The organism is Pseudomonas sp. Leaf48, assembly GCF_001421885.1.
Lineage (GTDB): Bacteria > Pseudomonadota > Gammaproteobacteria > Pseudomonadales > Pseudomonadaceae > Aquipseudomonas.
The window spans coordinates 288,427-305,090 of record NZ_LMLH01000012.1; the positions used below are offsets into that span (position 1 = coordinate 288,427).

General features: G+C 58.3%; 14 protein-coding genes. 12 read left to right on the plus strand and 2 right to left on the minus strand.

Annotated features, from left to right (window positions below; translation table 11 throughout):
* Positions 1-242 precede the first annotated feature (242 nt).
* The 8 genes from ASE98_RS11445 (at position 243) to ASE98_RS11480 (ending at position 11,483) form a co-directional block, all read left to right on the plus strand.
* Entirely contained in the window at positions 243-3,074 is a 2,832-nt protein-coding gene (locus tag ASE98_RS11445; protein ID WP_060541476.1) for a 2-oxoglutarate dehydrogenase E1 component, read from the plus strand.
* 42 nt (positions 3,075-3,116) lie between these two features.
* Positions 3,117-4,337, plus strand: coding sequence for a 2-oxoglutarate dehydrogenase complex dihydrolipoyllysine-residue succinyltransferase (gene odhB, locus ASE98_RS11450; protein WP_060541477.1), 1,221 nt, complete (start codon positions 3,117-3,119; stop codon positions 4,335-4,337).
* A gap of 97 nt (positions 4,338-4,434) precedes the next feature.
* A complete protein-coding gene (lpdA, locus tag ASE98_RS11455) occupies positions 4,435-5,871 on the plus strand; it encodes a dihydrolipoyl dehydrogenase (protein ID WP_060541478.1) in 1,437 nt (478 codons plus the stop codon).
* Positions 5,872-6,209: 338 nt separating this feature from the next.
* The gene (gene sucC / locus ASE98_RS11460) at positions 6,210-7,376 is read left to right on the plus strand and encodes an ADP-forming succinate--CoA ligase subunit beta (RefSeq protein ID WP_007919879.1); all 1,167 of its coding nucleotides are present in this window, start codon (positions 6,210-6,212) and stop codon (positions 7,374-7,376) included.
* Entirely contained in the window at positions 7,376-8,257 is an 882-nt protein-coding gene (gene sucD / locus ASE98_RS11465; RefSeq protein WP_060541479.1) for a succinate--CoA ligase subunit alpha, read from the plus strand. The genes sucC and sucD overlap by 1 nt, the downstream gene beginning before the upstream one ends.
* A 453-nt stretch (positions 8,258-8,710) precedes the next feature.
* Positions 8,711-10,024, plus strand: a complete 1,314-nt coding sequence (gene brnQ / locus ASE98_RS11470; protein ID WP_060541480.1) for a branched-chain amino acid transport system II carrier protein — start codon at positions 8,711-8,713, stop codon at positions 10,022-10,024.
* Between the two features lie 320 nt (positions 10,025-10,344).
* Positions 10,345-11,082: a DUF599 domain-containing protein gene (locus ASE98_RS11475; protein ID WP_060541481.1), complete on the plus strand. Its 738-nt coding sequence runs from the start codon at positions 10,345-10,347 to the stop codon at positions 11,080-11,082.
* On the plus strand, positions 11,082-11,483 hold the full coding sequence (locus ASE98_RS11480; RefSeq protein WP_060541482.1) for an MAPEG family protein: 402 nt from the start codon (positions 11,082-11,084) through the stop codon (positions 11,481-11,483). Before ASE98_RS11475 ends, ASE98_RS11480 begins: the two co-directional genes overlap by 1 nt.
* Positions 11,484-11,549: 66 nt before the next feature.
* On the opposite strand, the gene ASE98_RS11485 is transcribed toward ASE98_RS11480, so the two are convergent.
* Positions 11,550-11,786, minus strand: coding sequence for a hypothetical protein (locus ASE98_RS11485; RefSeq protein ID WP_034146354.1), 237 nt, complete (start codon positions 11,784-11,786; stop codon positions 11,550-11,552).
* 158 nt (positions 11,787-11,944) lie between these two features.
* On the opposite strand from ASE98_RS11485, the gene ASE98_RS11490 reads away from it, so the two are divergent.
* From ASE98_RS11490 to ASE98_RS11505, 4 genes are all read left to right on the plus strand, one after another.
* Positions 11,945-12,421: a PaaI family thioesterase gene (locus tag ASE98_RS11490; protein ID WP_060541483.1), complete on the plus strand. Its 477-nt coding sequence runs from the start codon at positions 11,945-11,947 to the stop codon at positions 12,419-12,421.
* Positions 12,418-12,870, plus strand: a complete 453-nt coding sequence (locus tag ASE98_RS11495; RefSeq protein ID WP_060541484.1) for a PaaI family thioesterase — start codon at positions 12,418-12,420, stop codon at positions 12,868-12,870. The genes ASE98_RS11490 and ASE98_RS11495 overlap by 4 nt, the downstream gene beginning before the upstream one ends.
* Before the next feature lie 81 nt (positions 12,871-12,951).
* On the plus strand, positions 12,952-14,856 hold the full coding sequence (gene htpG / locus ASE98_RS11500) for a molecular chaperone HtpG (RefSeq protein ID WP_060541593.1): 1,905 nt from the start codon (positions 12,952-12,954) through the stop codon (positions 14,854-14,856).
* 67 nt (positions 14,857-14,923) lie between these two features.
* Entirely contained in the window at positions 14,924-15,652 is a 729-nt protein-coding gene (locus ASE98_RS11505; protein ID WP_060541485.1) for a dienelactone hydrolase family protein, read from the plus strand.
* Between the two features lie 120 nt (positions 15,653-15,772).
* Here ASE98_RS11505 and ASE98_RS11510 read toward each other — a convergent pair whose 3' ends face one another.
* Positions 15,773-16,633 (minus strand): pirin family protein, encoded by an 861-nt coding sequence (locus ASE98_RS11510; RefSeq protein WP_060541486.1) that lies wholly within the window; start codon positions 16,631-16,633, stop codon positions 15,773-15,775.
* Positions 16,634-16,664 lie beyond the last annotated feature (31 nt).

Consider the following 16,664-nt stretch of genomic DNA (forward strand, 5'->3'; position numbering starts at 1 on the left):
AGTACTGCTGTGCCGTAGAGGCTTCGGCGCGGGCTTCAACCCGCGCCGTAGCTATAACCAGAGCAGCTGCTTTAAAGGCAGCGGCTCTTATTTTGAAGAAATGAGACAAGCAGGGGCATCCGGGCTGGTACCCGGACTATCAGTGTGATCCTAGTGGCTTGTTTTGGTCGCTGCATTCGGACTTCTGCAAGTTTGCTCGGTGTCGACACCGGTGGTGTTCCCCTAACCGAGGGTGACCAAGCATGCAAGAAAGCGTGATGCAGCGCATGTGGAACAGCGCCTACCTGTCCGGTAGTAACGCTGCCTATGTGGAAGAGCTCTACGAGCTCTACCTGCACGACCCTAACGCTGTGCCAGAAGAGTGGCGCACCTACTTCCAGAAGTTGCCTGCTGACGGCAACTCTGCCACCGATGTTTCGCACTCCACAATTCGCGATCATTTCGTTCTGCTGGCAAAGAACCAGCGCCGCGCCCAACCGGTTTCCGCCGGCAGCGTGAGCAGTGAGCACGAGAAGAAGCAAGTTGAAGTGCTGCGATTGATCCAGGCCTACCGTATGCGTGGCCACCAGGCATCCCAGCTTGATCCGCTGGGGCTGTGGCAGCGTCCTGCACCTGCAGACCTGTCGATCAATCATTACGGCTTGACCAATGCCGATCTTGATACGACCTTCCGTGCCGGCGACCTGTTCATCGGCAAAGAGGAAGCGAGCCTACGCGAAATTCACGAAGCGTTGCAGCAGACATATTGCCGCACCATCGGCGCTGAATTTACGCATATCACCGATTCCGAGCAGCGCCAGTGGTTCCAGCAGCGTCTGGAAAGCGTGCGCGGTCGTCCGGTGTACTCCGCCGACATCAAGAGCCACCTGCTCGAGCGTGTGACTGCTGGCGAAGGCCTGGAAAAATACCTGGGCACCAAATACCCGGGCACCAAGCGTTTCGGTCTGGAAGGCGGCGAAAGCCTGATCCCGATGCTCGACGAACTGATCCAGCGTTCCGGTTCCTACGGCACCAAGGAAATCGTCATTGGCATGGCCCACCGTGGCCGTCTGAACGTGCTGGTCAACACCTTCGGCAAGAACCCGCGCGAGCTGTTCGACGAGTTCGAAGGCAAGAAGAAGGTCGAGCTGGGTTCCGGTGACGTTAAATACCACCAGGGCTTCTCGTCCAACGTGATGACCACCGGCGGTGAAGTTCACCTGGCCATGGCGTTCAACCCGTCCCACCTGGAAATCGTTTCTCCAGTGGTCGAAGGTTCGGTTCGCGCCCGTCAGGATCGTCGCAACGACCCTACCGGTGAGAAGGTTCTGCCGATCTCCATCCACGGTGACGCGGCATTCGCCGGTCAAGGCGTGGTGATGGAAACCTTCCAGATGTCGCAGACCCGCGGTTTCAAGACCGGCGGCACCGTGCACATCGTGATCAACAACCAGGTCGGTTTCACCATCAGCAACCCGCTGGACTCGCGTTCCACCGAGTACGCGACCGACGTCGCGAAAATGATCCAGGCGCCGATCCTCCATGTGAATGGTGATGATCCGGAAGCCGTATTGTTCGTGACCCAGCTGGCCATCGACTACCGCATGCAGTTCAAGCGTGACGTAGTGATCGACCTGGTCTGCTACCGTCGTCGCGGCCACAACGAGGCCGACGAGCCAAGCGGCACCCAGCCGATCATGTATCAGCAGATCACCAAGCAGCGCACCACCCGTGAGCTGTACGCTGATCGTCTGACTCAGGCCGGTGTACTGGACGCTGAACGTGTTCAGGCCAAGGTCGACGAGTACCGCAACGCGCTGGACAACGGTCTGCACGTAGTGAAGAGCCTGGTCAAAGAGCCGAACAAAGAGTTGTTCGTGGACTGGCGTCCGTATCTGGGCCACGCCTGGACCGCGCGTCACGACACACGTTTCGATCTGAAGACCTTGCAGGAACTGTCCGCCAAGCTGCTGGAAATCCCGGAAGGCTTCGTGGTTCAGCGCCAGGTTGCGAAGATCTACGAAGACCGTCAGAAGATGCAAGCCGGCGGCCTGCCGATCAACTGGGGTTACGCCGAAACCATGGCGTACGCGACCCTGGCGTTCGAAGGTCACCCGATCCGCATGACTGGCCAGGACATCGGCCGCGGTACGTTCTCGCACCGTCATGCCGTGTTGCACAACCAGAAAGACGCAGGGACTTACATCCCGCTGCAGAACCTGTACGACGGTCAGCCACGCTTCGACCTGTACGACTCGTTCCTGTCCGAAGAAGCGGTACTGGCGTTCGAATACGGTTATTCGACCACCACGCCTAATGCCCTGGTTATCTGGGAAGCCCAGTTCGGCGACTTCGCCAACGGCGCCCAGGTTGTAATTGACCAGTTCATCACCAGTGGCGAGCACAAGTGGGGCCGTCTGTGCGGTCTGACCATGCTGCTGCCGCACGGTTATGAAGGTCAGGGTCCGGAGCACTCCTCGGCTCGTCTGGAGCGTTACCTGCAGCTGTGCGCCGAGCACAACATTCAGGTGTGCATGCCGACGACGCCGGCTCAGATCTACCACTTGCTGCGCCGTCAGGTGATTCGCCCGCTGCGCAAACCATTGGTAGTCCTGACTCCGAAGTCGTTGCTGCGCCACAAGCTGGCCATCTCGACGCTGGAAGATCTGGCCGAAGGTTCGTTCCAGACCGTTATCCCGGAAATCGATGCCCAAGACCCGAAAAAGGTCGAGCGCGTTGTTCTGTGTAGCGGCAAGGTCTACTACGACCTGCTGGAAAAACGCCGTGCCGAAGGTCGTGACGACATCGCCATCGTGCGTATCGAGCAGCTGTACCCATTCCCTGAGGACGACTTGAAAGAAGTCCTGGCTCCTTATACCAACGTCAAGCATGCCGTTTGGTGTCAGGAAGAGCCGATGAACCAGGGTGCGTGGTACTGCAGCCAACACCACATGCGTCGCAGCATCAGCAACCTCAACAAGTCTCTCGTACTCGAGTACGCGGGCCGTGAGGCTTCTGCTGCACCTGCATGCGGTTACGCATCGATGCACGCCGAACAGCAGGAACAACTGCTGCAAACGGCCTTTACTGTTTAACGCCTTCGCGCACCTGAAACCGAATTTAAGGAACCACAGACAATGGCTATCGAGATCAAAGCCCCCACTTTCCCGGAATCGGTTGCCGATGGCACCGTTGCCACCTGGCACAAACAACCGGGCGACGCGGTCAAGCGCGACGAACTGATCGTCGACATCGAAACCGACAAAGTCGTACTGGAAGTGCTGGCCACCGCTGACGGCGTGCTGGGCGCTATCGTCAAGGGCGAAGGCGAGACCGTTCTGTCCGACGAAGTCCTGGGCTCCATCGAAGCTGGCGGCGCTGCTGCCGCTCCAGCCGCTGCCGCTCCGGCTGCCGCTGCTCAAGCTGCTGCTCCTGGCGCTGAAGGCGAAGACGATCCTGTTGCTGCACCGGCTGCTCGCAAGCTGGCTGAAGAAAACGGCATCAACATCGCTTCCGTTGCCGGCACCGGCAAAGGCGGTCGCGTGACCAAGGAAGACGTGGTTGCAGCCGTTGCTGCCAAGAAAGCCGCTCCGGCTGCCGCGCCTGCCAAGGCTGCTGCTCCTTCGGCTGCCGCTCCTGTGTTCGCCGCTGGCGACCGCATCGAGAAGCGCGTACCGATGACCCGCGTTCGCGCCACCGTGGCCAAGCGTCTGGTTGAAGCTCAGTCGAACATGGCGATGCTGACCACTTTCAACGAAGTCGACATGACCGAAGTCATGGCGCTGCGTTCGAAGTACAAGGATCTGTTCGAGAAGTCCCACAACGGCGTGCGCCTGGGCTTCATGTCGTTCTTCGTGAAAGCGGCCACCGAAGCGCTGAAACGCTTCCCGGCTGTCAACGCCTCGATCGACGGCGGCGACATCGTTTACCACGGCTACGCTGACGTCGGCGTTGCAGTGTCCAGCGACCGCGGCCTGGTTGTACCGGTTCTGCGTAACGCCGAACTGATGAGCCTGGCTGAAATCGAAGGCGGCATCGCCACTTTCGGCAAGAAAGCCCGTGACGGCAAACTGTCGATGGACGAAATGACCGGTGGTACTTTCACCATCACCAACGGTGGTACCTTCGGTTCGATGATGTCGACCCCGATCGTCAACCCGCCACAAGCAGCCATCCTGGGCATGCACAACATCATCCAGCGTCCTATGGCCATCAACGGCCAGGTCGTTATCCGTCCGATGATGTACCTGGCACTGTCCTACGATCACCGTCTGATCGATGGCAAAGAAGCTGTAACCTTCCTGGTGACCATCAAGAACCTGCTGGAAGATCCGGCTCGTCTGTTGCTGGATATCTGATAGAAGCAGCCATGAGCTGCAAGTCGGGCGGGCGGAAAACCCGCGGCCTGGCTTGCAGCTTGCGGCTTGAAGCTTTTCTCTAAAGAGGATTTTTTGAATGTCGCAGAAATTTGACGTAGTAGTGATCGGCGCTGGCCCTGGCGGCTACGTGGCTGCCATCAAGGCCGCCCAACTGGGTCTTTCGACCGCCTGCATCGAGAAGTACACCGACAAGGATGACAAACTGGCTCTGGGCGGTACTTGCCTGAACGTCGGCTGCATTCCGTCCAAGGCGCTGCTGGACAGCTCCTGGAAGTACAAGGAAGCCAAAGAAGGCTTCGCGATCCACGGTATCAACCACGCCGGCGTGACCATGGACGTGCCAGCGATGGTCGGCCGTAAAGCCACAATCGTCAAAGGCCTGACCTCCGGTGTCGCGACCCTGTTCAAAGCCAACGGTGTGACCTCCATCCAGGGTCACGGCAAGCTGCTGGCCGGCAAGAAAGTCGAAGTCACCAAGCCAGACGGTTCGGTAGAAGTCATCGAAGCCGAGAACGTCATCCTGGCCCCAGGTTCGCGTCCGATCGACATTCCACCGGCTCCGGTTGACCAGAATGTGATCGTCGATTCGACTGGCGCCCTGGAATTCCAGGCCGTGCCTAAGCGTCTGGGCGTTATCGGCGCTGGCGTGATCGGTCTGGAACTGGGTTCGGTATGGTCGCGTCTGGGTGCAGAAGTGACTGTCCTGGAAGCCCTGGACACTTTCCTGATGGCAGCAGACACCGCTGTCTCCAAGGAAGCGCTGAAAACCCTGACCAAACAGGGTCTGGACATCAAGCTGGGCGCTCGCGTGACCGGCTCCAAAGTGAACGGCGACGAAGTCGTGGTGAACTACACCGATGCCAACGGCGAACAGACCATCACTTTCGACAAGCTGATCGTAGCCGTTGGTCGCCGTCCGGTGACCACTGATCTGCTGGCAGCCGACTGCGGCGTGACCCTGGACGAGCGCGGTTTCGTGCACGTTGATGATCACTGCGCTACCACCGTACCGGGCGTTTACGCCATCGGCGACGTGGTTCGCGGCATGATGCTGGCGCACAAGGCCTCGGAAGAGGGCATCATGGTCGTCGAGCGCATCAAGGGCCACAAGGCCCAGATGAACTATGATCTGATCCCGTCGGTTATTTATACTCACCCGGAAATCGCATGGGTCGGTAAAACCGAGCAGGCCTTGAAGGCTGAGGGCGTTGAAGTTAACGTTGGCACCTTCCCGTTCGCAGCCTCTGGCCGTGCCATGGCTGCCAACGACACCGGTGGTTTCGTCAAGGTCATCGCTGATGCCAAGACTGACCGCGTACTGGGCGTCCACGTGATTGGCCCAAGCGCTGCCGAACTGGTTCAGCAGGGCGCAATCGGTATGGAATTCGGCACCAGCGCTGAAGACCTGGGCATGATGGTTTTCTCCCATCCGACCCTGTCTGAAGCCTTGCACGAAGCTGCTTTGGCAGTGAATGGCGGCGCCATCCACATCGCCAACCGCAAGAAGCGTTAAGGGCTTTGTGAAAACGTAGCGAGCGACGGAAAGACAAGGCAAAAACAGGTGAGGAAGCGGAGTTGACGTCAGTCAATGAGCATTTCGAACCTGTTTTTAACGCAGTATTTCCTAGCGCAGCAGTTTTCACATGTCCGAAAGAGATAATAAGAAACCACGGCGGCATGGCCCGTCGTGAGCCTTGCACGCAAGACTCACCGCGGAATATCCGCTGGACGCAGTCTTGCGTAGCTGCACCGGTTGTCCGGAAAGGCTACGCAAGCAGCAGTCACAGGTGGTGCGGCACTTGAACAAGTGCAGCACCGAATGCGCAGTACCTAACGAAGACGGTAAAAAGCATGAATCTTCACGAGTATCAGGGTAAGCAGCTGTTCGCTGAATACGGCCTGCCAGTTTCCACTGGTTACGCAGTAGACACCCCGGAAGCAGCAGCAGAAGCTTGCGACAAAATCGGCGGCAGTGAGTGGGTTGTCAAAGCCCAGGTCCACGCCGGTGGTCGCGGTAAAGCGGGCGGCGTCAAGCTGGTTCGCAGCAAAGAAGACGCCAAAGCCTTCGCACAGCAGTGGCTGGGCAAGCGTCTGGTGACTTACCAGACTGACGCCAATGGTCAGCCAGTCACCAAGATCCTGGTTGAATCGTGCACTGATATCGCTAAAGAGCTGTACCTGGGCGCTGTCGTTGACCGTTCGAGCCGTCGTATCGTGTTCATGGCTTCCACCGAAGGTGGCGTGGACATCGAGAAAATCGCTCACGACACTCCAGAAAAAATTCTGAAAGCCACTATCGATCCACTGGTTGGCGCTCAGCCATTCCAGGGTCGCGAGCTGGCATTCCAGCTGGGTCTGGAAGGCAAGCAAGTTGCTCAGTTCGCCAAGATCTTCGTAGGTCTGGCCAAGCTGTTCAAGGATCACGATCTGGCCCTGCTGGAAGTGAACCCGCTGGTGATCAAGGCTGACGGCGATCTGCACTGCCTGGACGCCAAGATCAACATCGACGCCAACGCCATGTACCGTCAGCCTAAGCTGAAGACTTTCCACGATCCGTCGCAAGACGATCCGCGCGAAGCGCACGCTGCCAAGTTCGAGCTGAACTACGTGGCACTGGAAGGCAACATCGGTTGCATGGTCAACGGTGCTGGCCTGGCCATGGGTACCATGGACATCGTCAACCTGCATGGCGGCAAGCCAGCCAACTTCCTCGACGTGGGCGGCGGTGCTACCAAAGAACGCGTTACCGAAGCGTTCAAAATCATTCTGTCCGACACCAACGTCGCTGCAGTACTGGTTAACATCTTCGGCGGCATCGTTCGTTGCGACATGATTGCCGAAGGCATCATCGGTGCAGTGAAAGAAGTCGGCGTGAAAATCCCGGTTGTTGTTCGCCTTGAAGGCAACAACGCTGAGCTGGGCGCTAAAGTACTGGCAGAAAGCGGTTTGAACATCATCGCTGCTACCAGCCTGACCGACGCTGCTCAACAAGTTGTCAAAGCTGCGGAGGGCAAATAATGAGCGTCCTGATCAATAAAGACACCAAAGTTATCTGCCAGGGTATTACCGGTTCGCAAGGTAGTTTCCACACCCAGCAAGCCATCGAGTACGGCACCAAGATGGTTGGTGGTGTAACTCCGGGCAAAGGCGGCACCGAGCACCTGGGTCTGCCAGTGTTCAACACCGTTAAAGACGCAGTAGAAGCCACTGGCGCAACCGCCAGCGTTATCTACGTTCCGGCTCCTTTCTGCAAAGACTCGATCCTGGAAGCTGCTTTCGGCGGCATCAAGCTGATCGTGTGCATCACCGAAGGCATTCCTACCCTGGACATGCTGGACGCTAAAGTTAAGTGCGACGAGCTGGGTGTCATCCTGATCGGCCCTAACTGCCCAGGCGTGATCACCCCAGGCGAATGCAAGATCGGCATCATGCCAGGTCACATTCACTTGCCAGGCAAGGTCGGTATCGTTTCGCGTTCCGGCACCCTGACCTACGAAGCTGTGAAGCAGACTACTGACGCCGGTTTCGGTCAGTCGACTTGCGTCGGCATCGGTGGTGACCCGATCCCGGGTTCGAACTTCATCGACATCCTGAAGCTGTTCCAGGAAGACCCGAAGACCGAAGCGATCGTGATGATCGGTGAGATCGGCGGTTCGGCTGAAGAAGAAGCGGCTGCCTACATCAAGGCACACGTGACCAAGCCGGTTGTTTCCTACATCGCTGGTGTGACTGCTCCTCCGGGCAAGCGCATGGGCCATGCTGGCGCAATCATCTCTGGCGGCAAAGGCACTGCAGACGAGAAATTCGCTGCTCTGCAAGACGCAGGCGTTAAAACCGTGCGTTCGCTGGCAGACATCGGCAAGGCCCTGGCCGAGCTGACCGGTTGGGCTGTCAAGTAAGCCTCGCGCTTAGCTGACGCTTCACCAAACAAAGGCCACCTTCGGGTGGCCTTTGTCGTTTCCGGGGTTTGTATTATCTGTGGCGAGGGGGCTTGCCCCCGTTCGGCTGCGCAGCAGTCGCAAAACCAGCTTTCATTGACTACCTGACAACGTGCAATCGCCTGCATACGGGGCTGCTTCGCAGCCCAACGGGGGCAAGCCCCCTCGCCACAGGGGTCTGTGAAGGTAAATTAGATATGTAAATGCGACATGGAAATGTCGCGTATCGGAATGTTCGCCCCCAAACAGTGCGTTTGTCAGACAAATTCGTTAGGCTACGCGCCATTTTTGCGTCCGCAGCCCACAAGGCCGTAACGCGCTTAAAGGGTTGGTCCCATACGGACCGACAGCATTTCCCTCACCCATAGGGAAATCCCTCTCTAAATTCCGATTCAGTAGTGTGGTATTTCCTTAATGAAAGTGTTGAAAGGCCAGGACATCCTGGCACTTGGTTTTATGACGTTTGCCCTGTTCGTCGGGGCTGGCAACATCATCTTCCCGCCTATCGTCGGTTTGCAGTCCGGCCCCAACGTCTGGATGGCGGCGCTGGGCTTCCTGGTCACCGCAGTCGGTCTGCCGGTGATCACCGTTGTCGCCCTGGCCAAGGTCGGCGGGGCAATGGATGCATTGAGCAGCCCGATCGGTAAAATTGCCGGTGGCCTGCTGGCAGCTGCCTGCTACCTGGCCGTCGGCCCGTTGTTCGCGACTCCGCGTACCGCGACGGTATCGTTTGAAGTCGGCCTGGCACCGTTGACCGGCGAAAGCCCGCTGGCGCTGTTCCTCTACAGCTCGGTGTACTTCCTGCTGGTGTTCTTCATCTCGTTGTACCCGGGGCGTCTGCTCGATACCGTGGGGCGTTTTCTCGCACCGTTGAAGATCGTCGCCCTGGCCGTGCTGGGCATCGCGGCATTTGCCCTGCCGGCGGGTGACATCGGTGTCGCCACACCGGAATACGTTGCCGCACCGTTCTCCCAGGGCTTCATCAATGGTTACCTGACCATGGATACCTTGGGCGCGTTGGTCTTTGGCATCGTCATCGTCAACGCCATCCGTTCCCGTGGCGTCGAGTCGCCGGCGCTGATCACCCGTTACGCGATCATTGCCGGTCTGATCGCCGGTCTGGGCCTGGTGCTGGTTTATGTCAGCCTGTTCCGCCTTGGTTCCGGCAGCCATGAAGTGGCCGCCGGTGCAACCAACGGTGCGGTGGTATTGCACGCCTACGTGCAGCACACCTTCGGCTCGCTGGGCAGCGGTTTCCTGGCCGTGCTGATTTCCCTGGCCTGCCTGGTGACGGCGGTCGGCCTGACCTGTGCCTGCGCTGAATACTTCAGCCGTGTGCTGCCACTGTCCTACAAGACCCTGGTGATTATCCTGGCCGCGTTCTCCCTGCTGGTGTCCAACCTGGGGCTGACCAAGCTGATTGCGTTCTCGATCCCGGTGCTGACCGCGATCTACCCGCCATGCATCGCTCTGGTGGCCCTGAGCTTCTGCAAGGATTTCTGGCATGAGCAGGGCCGCATTGTCGGTCCGGTGATGCTGGTGTCGTTCATCTTCGGTCTGATCGATGCCCTCAAGGGCGCCGGCCTGGCGGACTGGATGCCGGAGCAGATGTCTCACCTGCCATTGAGTGAGCAGGGCTTGGCCTGGCTGGTGCCGTCGGTGATGACGCTGGTGGTTGCGGTGGTTTGCGATCGTCTGCTGGGCAAGCGCGAAGAAGCGCTGGCTTAAGCTGCTTATTGGCCCGCCACAAGCGGGTCTCGAGCCTTGAAGAAATGCCCCGTATCAATCGATGCGGGGCATTTTTTTATGGAGTGGATGCAGTGTCTTTTTTCTTGGGCTAACGTCGAAGCAATGCAAAACCCGAATGTGGGGGCTGCTCTTGTGGCGAGGGGGCTTGCCCCCGTTGGACTGCGTAGCAGTCCCGGAACACTGGTAAAGGGCCGCTACGCGCCCCAACGGGGGCAAGCCCCCTCGCCACAAAGGCCCCTCACACAAAAGCCCGCGCCCACAAGGTTTCGGTGTTCTGCCACTACATCACAAGGACCTGCATGTCGTTCATCCAAGCCAATTTGATCCACATCCTCGCCGCCCTCTGGTTCGTCATCTGCTGGGGTGGCTACACCCGTTACGCAACGTGGAAGGGCCGCGACACCGCGTGCCTGGCCAGTGTGCTGCATCTGTACCGTGAGGACTGGATGCGTCGCATGCTGCTGCGCGATAACCGCATCGCCGACGCCAGCGTGATTGGCAATCTGGAGCGCAACGCATCGTTCTTCGCCTCCAGCACACTGATTATCCTCGCCGGTATTCTCACCGTGCTCGGCGCATCAGAGCGGGCAGTCTCGTTACTGGCGGATATCCCGATGGTGCAGCAAGCCTCCCAAGGCATGTCCGAGATCAAGCTGCTGTGCCTGGCGCTGGTGTTCGTCTATGCATTCTTCACCTTCAGCTGGTGCATGCGCCAATACAACTTTGCAGCGATTCTGGTTGGCTCGGCGCCCATGGTCGGCGAGCGCCTTGTTTCCGAACAAGAGCGCAAAGCCTTTGCCGCCCGGGCGGCACGGGTGATCTCCATGGCCGCCAACCAGTTCAACTTCGGCCTGCGTTCCTACTACTTCGGCATGACCATGCTGGCCTGGTTTGTCAGCCCCTGGCTATTCATGTTGATGAGTGCCGGCGTGGTGCTGGTGTTGTATCGCCGCGAGTTTCATTCCGACGTTCTCGACGTGATGGTCTATACCCCTACAGAGGCGCCGTTGCCTGAGGTGAATAAAGAGGCCGCTTGATGAGTATTCCGTTCTGGTGTGTGTTTATCAGTGCACTGTTGATTTATGTCGCCCGCATGCCGGTGGCCAAGGCCATGAAAGAGCAGGGCGGTTACGACAATCACCTGCCGCGTCAGCAACAGGCACAGCTCACAGGTTTCGGCGCCCGCGCGGTTGCGGCTCATCAGAACAGTTTCGAGGCGTTCATATTGTTTGCGGTGGGGGTGTTGATGGCGCACACCACTCAAACGGCGGGATGGCTGATCGACGCGTTTGCAATCATCTTTTTGATTGCACGAATCCTGTACCTGTTGTGCTACTGGGCAGACCAGGCCTGGCAGCGCAGTCTGGTGTGGTTGGTTGGGCTGGTGTGTTCGTTGTTGCTGATGGTCAGTCCGACTTTCAGAACGATCTTGCTGTAAACAAAAAATCGCAGGCAAAAGAAAACCCGCAGCAGGCGGGTTTTCTTTATCACGCTAAAAACTGTTTTAGTTTTTAGGTGCAGCTTCTTTTGCAGCGGCTTCGTTCGATTCAGCCTGAGCTTTGGCGGCTTCGGCGTTTTCTTTCGCAGCGTCGTTCACTTTATCCTGAGCTTTGTTCATGTCCTGCTGAGCTTGCTCGGCGTGTTGGTTTGCATCTTGAGCTTTGTCCTCGGATTTTTTATCGCAGGCAGCGAGACCGAGGGAAGCGGTCAACATCAAGGCAATAGCTAAAGTCTTACGCATGGGGTGTCTCTCCTTATGGAAAATATCTACTTGGCCTTTCGAGCACAGGCATCAGGGTTAAGTTCCTCAAAACCTTCAGATATATATGTTTAGTCTAAAACGGAACTTTTGCAGGGGTTTTTACCCCAGAGCGCGGACACTCATCAGAGTTTAATGAAATGGCTGAAAACCCCGTTTTTGAGCGCGCAACACGGTTTATGTCGGCCCTGCGGCACTGTCAGGTACTCGGTTTGCAGGTTCACAGCGCCAGCAACGATGGAATGACGATCATTCTGCCCTACAGCCGGCAAATCGTTGGTAATCCACAGACCGGGGTCATTCACGGCGGTGCCTTGACCACATTGATGGATACGGCATGTGGCATGGCCACGCTCTGCGTGCTGCCCGAATTCGAAGTCTGCCCGACCCTCGATTTGCGCATCGATTACATGCATGCCGCCGAACCACACAAAGATGTTTTCGGCTTTGCCCAGTGTTACCGAGTGACCACTGACGTGATTTTCGCCCGTGGCTTTGCCTATCAGGACGATCCCGAACAACCGATCGCGCATGTAGTCGGCACCTTCATGCGCATGGGCACGGGCATCAAGGGCGGCAAAGGCATGGCCGGCAGGATTGCCGGAGGTGCGAAATGACTGAGTTTTTGCAGGAGCAATTGCGCCAGGCCCATGAGCAGGGCGACTACGCCTCGCTGCTCGATCTTATTCCCTACGCCAGACTGATCGGTGTCGAATGCTCTCGCGTTGGCGATGAGTTGCTGTTCCGCCTCCCGGCCAACAAGGACAACATCGGCAACCCGCTGTTGCCGGCAATCCATGGGGGGGTGATTGCCGGTTTCATGGAATTGTCAGCAGCCTTGCACCTGCTGATTTTTACCGGCTCGCCCGGAGTGCCGAAGATCATCGACTTCTCCCTGGACTATTTACGGGCGGGACAATTTCGCGACACCTGGGCCCGTTGCCAGGTTTGCCGCCAGGGCCGCCGGGTCGCCAACGTGGCGATTACCGCCTGGCAAAGCACCGAGGCCGAACCCATCGCGACGGCCCGGGCACATTTCAAACTCCAGGAGCCCTTGAAATCCTGAACGGCGCCCCAAACTCTGATGACAACCCGCCGCCGACCCTCAAGGTCGCGGCTTATGCCATCTGATTGGAGTTTGATGACCATGAGTGTGGAAACTCAAAAGGAAACCCTGGGCTTCCAGACCGAGGTGAAGCAACTGCTGCACCTCATGATCCATTCGCTGTATTCCAACAAGGAAATTTTCCTTCGCGAATTGATCTCGAACGCCTCTGACGCCGTCGACAAATTACGTTTCGAGGCCTTGGCCAAACCAGAATTGCTGGAAGGTGGCGCGGAACTGAAAATCCGTGTGAGCTTCGACAAGGACGCTAAAACCGTCACCCTCGAAGACAACGGCATCGGCATGAGCCGCGAAGATGCGATCACCCACCTGGGTACTATCGCCAAATCCGGCACCGCAGATTTCATGAAGCACCTGAGCGGTGATCAGAAGAAAGATTCGCACCTGATCGGTCAGTTTGGTGTTGGTTTCTACTCCGCCTTCATCGTCGCCGACAAAGTCGACGTGTTCAGCCGTCGCGCCGGCAGCCCGGCCAGCGAAGGCGTACATTGGTCGTCCAAAGGCGAAGGCGATTTCGAAGTTGCAACCGTCGACAAGGCCGAGCGCGGCACTCGCATCGTCCTGCACCTGAAGTCCGGTGAAGACGAGTTCGCCGATGGTTGGCGCCTGCGCAACATCATCAAGAAATACTCCGACCACATCGCCTTGCCGATCGAGTTGCCAAAAGAAGTGGCCGCTGTCGAAGGCGAAGAGCAGCCGGCTGTCGAGTGGGAAACCGTCAACCGCGCCAGCGCCCTGTGGACCCGTCCTCGCACCGAAATCAAGGACGAGGAATACCAGGAGTTCTACAAGCACATCGCTCACGATTTCGAAAACCCGCTGAGCTGGAGCCACAACAAGGTCGAAGGCAAGCTGGAATACAGCTCGCTGCTGTACGTGCCGACCCGTGCTCCGTTCGACCTGTACCAGCGTGAAGCGCCAAAGGGCCTGAAGCTGTATGTACAGCGCGTGTTCGTCATGGATCAGGCTGAGTCCTTCCTGCCGCTTTACCTGCGTTTCATCAAGGGCGTGGTCGACTCCAATGACCTGTCGCTGAACGTGTCGCGGGAGATCCTGCAGAAAGACCCGATCATCGACTCCATGAAGTCGGCGTTGACCAAGCGCGTCCTGGACATGCTGGAAAAACTGGCGAAAAACGAGCCTGAGCAGTATCAGGGCTTCTGGAAAAACTTCGGCCAGGTCATGAAAGAAGGCCCGGCGGAAGACTTCGCCAACAAAGAGAAAATCGCCGGCCTGCTGCGGTTCGCCTCGACCAACGGTAACGACGGCGAACAGGTTGTCGGCCTGGCCGAGTACCTGGCTCGCGCCAAGGAAGGTCAGGACAAGATTTACTACCTGACCGGCGAAACCTACGCGCAAGTCAAGAACAGCCCGCACCTGGAAGTCTTCCGCAAGAAAGGCATCGAAGTGCTGTTGCTGACCGACCGCATCGATGAGTGGCTGATGAGCTACCTGAGCGATTTCGACGGCAAGAGCTTTGTCGACGTAGCTCGCGGTGACCTCGACCTGGGCAATCTGGATTCGGAAGAAGACAAGAAAGCCGCAGAAGAAGTCGCCAAGTCCAAGGAAGGTCTGGTCGAGCGTTTGAAAACCGCATTGGGCGAATCCGTGGCTGAAGTGCGGGTTTCCCATCGCCTGACCGATTCCCCGGCGATCCTGGCCATCGGTGAACAGGACCTGGGCCTGCAAATGCGTCAGATCCTCGAAGCCAGCGGTCAGAAGGTTCCGGATTCGAAGCCGATTTTCGAATTCAACCCGGCTCACCCGCTGATCGAGAAGCTCGACAACGAGCAGAGCGACGAGCGCTTCGGCGACCTGTCGCACATCCTCTTCGATCAGGCAGCCTTGGCGGCCGGTGACAGCTTGAAAGACCCGGCGGAATATGTGCGCCGACTGAACAAGCTGTTGGTCGAGTTATCGGCTTAACTGTGTTGCAGAAAAACCCGCTTCGGCGGGTTTTTTCATTCTGGTGTTCAACAATCAGGAGTCACAAATGAGCCAAGTCACTGTACGTTCCGTTGTCTATCAGATTGACGGCCAGCCATATGAAAGTCGTGTGGCCTTCGACGCTGACCATAAAGGCCCGCGCCCGGGCCTGTTGATGGCGCCGAACTGGATGGGCGTCAGCGCCGGTGCCGAAGAGATTGCCAAATCGGTGGCAGCCAAGGGTTACGTGGTGTTGATCGCGGACATCTATGGCCAATCACTTCGCCCGCAGAACAACGACGAGGCGGGCGCGGCGATGATGCCGTTGAAGGATGACCGGGCATTGCTGCGCAAGCGCATGCAAGTGGCGTTCGAACAGCTGCAAAGCCAGGGTGAGGCGGTGGTCGATAGCTCGAAGCTGGCGACGTTCGGTTTCTGCTTTGGCGGTTGCTGTGCGCTGGAGTTCGCCCGTACCGGTGCGCCAGTGAAAGCGGCGGTGTCGTTCCATGGCACCCTCGATACGCCGAACCCGGCCGATGCGAACAACATCAAGGGCAAGGTGCTGGTGCTGCACGGCGCTTCCGATCCATTGGTACCCAAGGAGCAACTGCCGGCGTTCGAAGAGGAAATGAACGCGGCCGGGGTGGACTGGCAGTTGCTCAGCTACGGCGGTGCGTTCCACTCGTTCACCGACCCGCACGCCCAGGTGCCGGGGATGATGATGTATGACGCGAAGATCGCGGCTCGGGCGTTCACCTCGATGCACAATTTGCTGGATGAAGTGTTCAAGGGCTGACTCAGTCGGCGCCTGTACCGGCCTCTTCGCGAGCAAGCCCGCTCCCACAGGGTTTGATTCACCGTCGAACCCTGTGGGAGCGGGCTTGCTCGCGAAGGGGCCAGCCAGGCACCAGAGAAATCAGGGCAACTCGATCCGCTCAACTTCCCCCGGCACTGTCGGCCAATCCCCGGCCGCCCAGCGCCGGCGTGCTTCGTCGATAGCCGCCGGGTCGCTGGCGACAAAATTCCAGTTGATCCGTCGTGGCCCATCCAGCGGCGCACCGCCAAACAGCACCGCATGACAGTCGCTCTCGGCGAACAGTGTCATTTCTTCCCCGACCGGCAGCACCACCAGCGAATGCGGCTCCAGTAGTTCGCCATCCAGTTGCACCTCGCCGCTCAATACATACAGCGCACGCTCTTGATGCTCGGTGGGAATCACCAGCGTCGTCGCCGTTTGCAGCTCCAATTGCGCGTACAGCGTCGGTGAAAGCACCGGCACTGGTGATTCCAGGCAAAAGCCTGTTCCGGCAATCATGCGGATCTTCACCCCAAGGTTTTCGCTGACCGGCAGTGTCGCCGCCGGATGATGGCTGTAGTGCCCCGGCCCCTGTTCGTGATCCCTGGGCGAGGCCAGCCAGATCTGCAGGCCATGCATGGTGAAACCGCTGTCCTTCAGAGCTTGCGGCGTGCGTTCGACGTGGGCAATGGCGCTGCCTGCGGTCATCCAGCTGACGTCTCCGGCGTCCACCACCTGATCGGAACCGAGGCTGTCCTTGTGCTGGATCTGCCCCTGGAACAGGTAGGTGAGGGTGGACAGGCCGATATGTGGATGCTGGCGGATGTTCATGCCTTTACCTGCCGGATAACGGGTTTCCAGCATGTGGTCAAAAAACACGAATGGCCCGACGCTGCGACATTTGGCCGACGGCAATGGACGCAGAATCGGCTGGCCTTCTACATCTTCGGCGCGAGGGCGGATCACGAGCGGAGTGTTCATGGTGAATTCCAGGTTGAGCGGGTGATGCTGT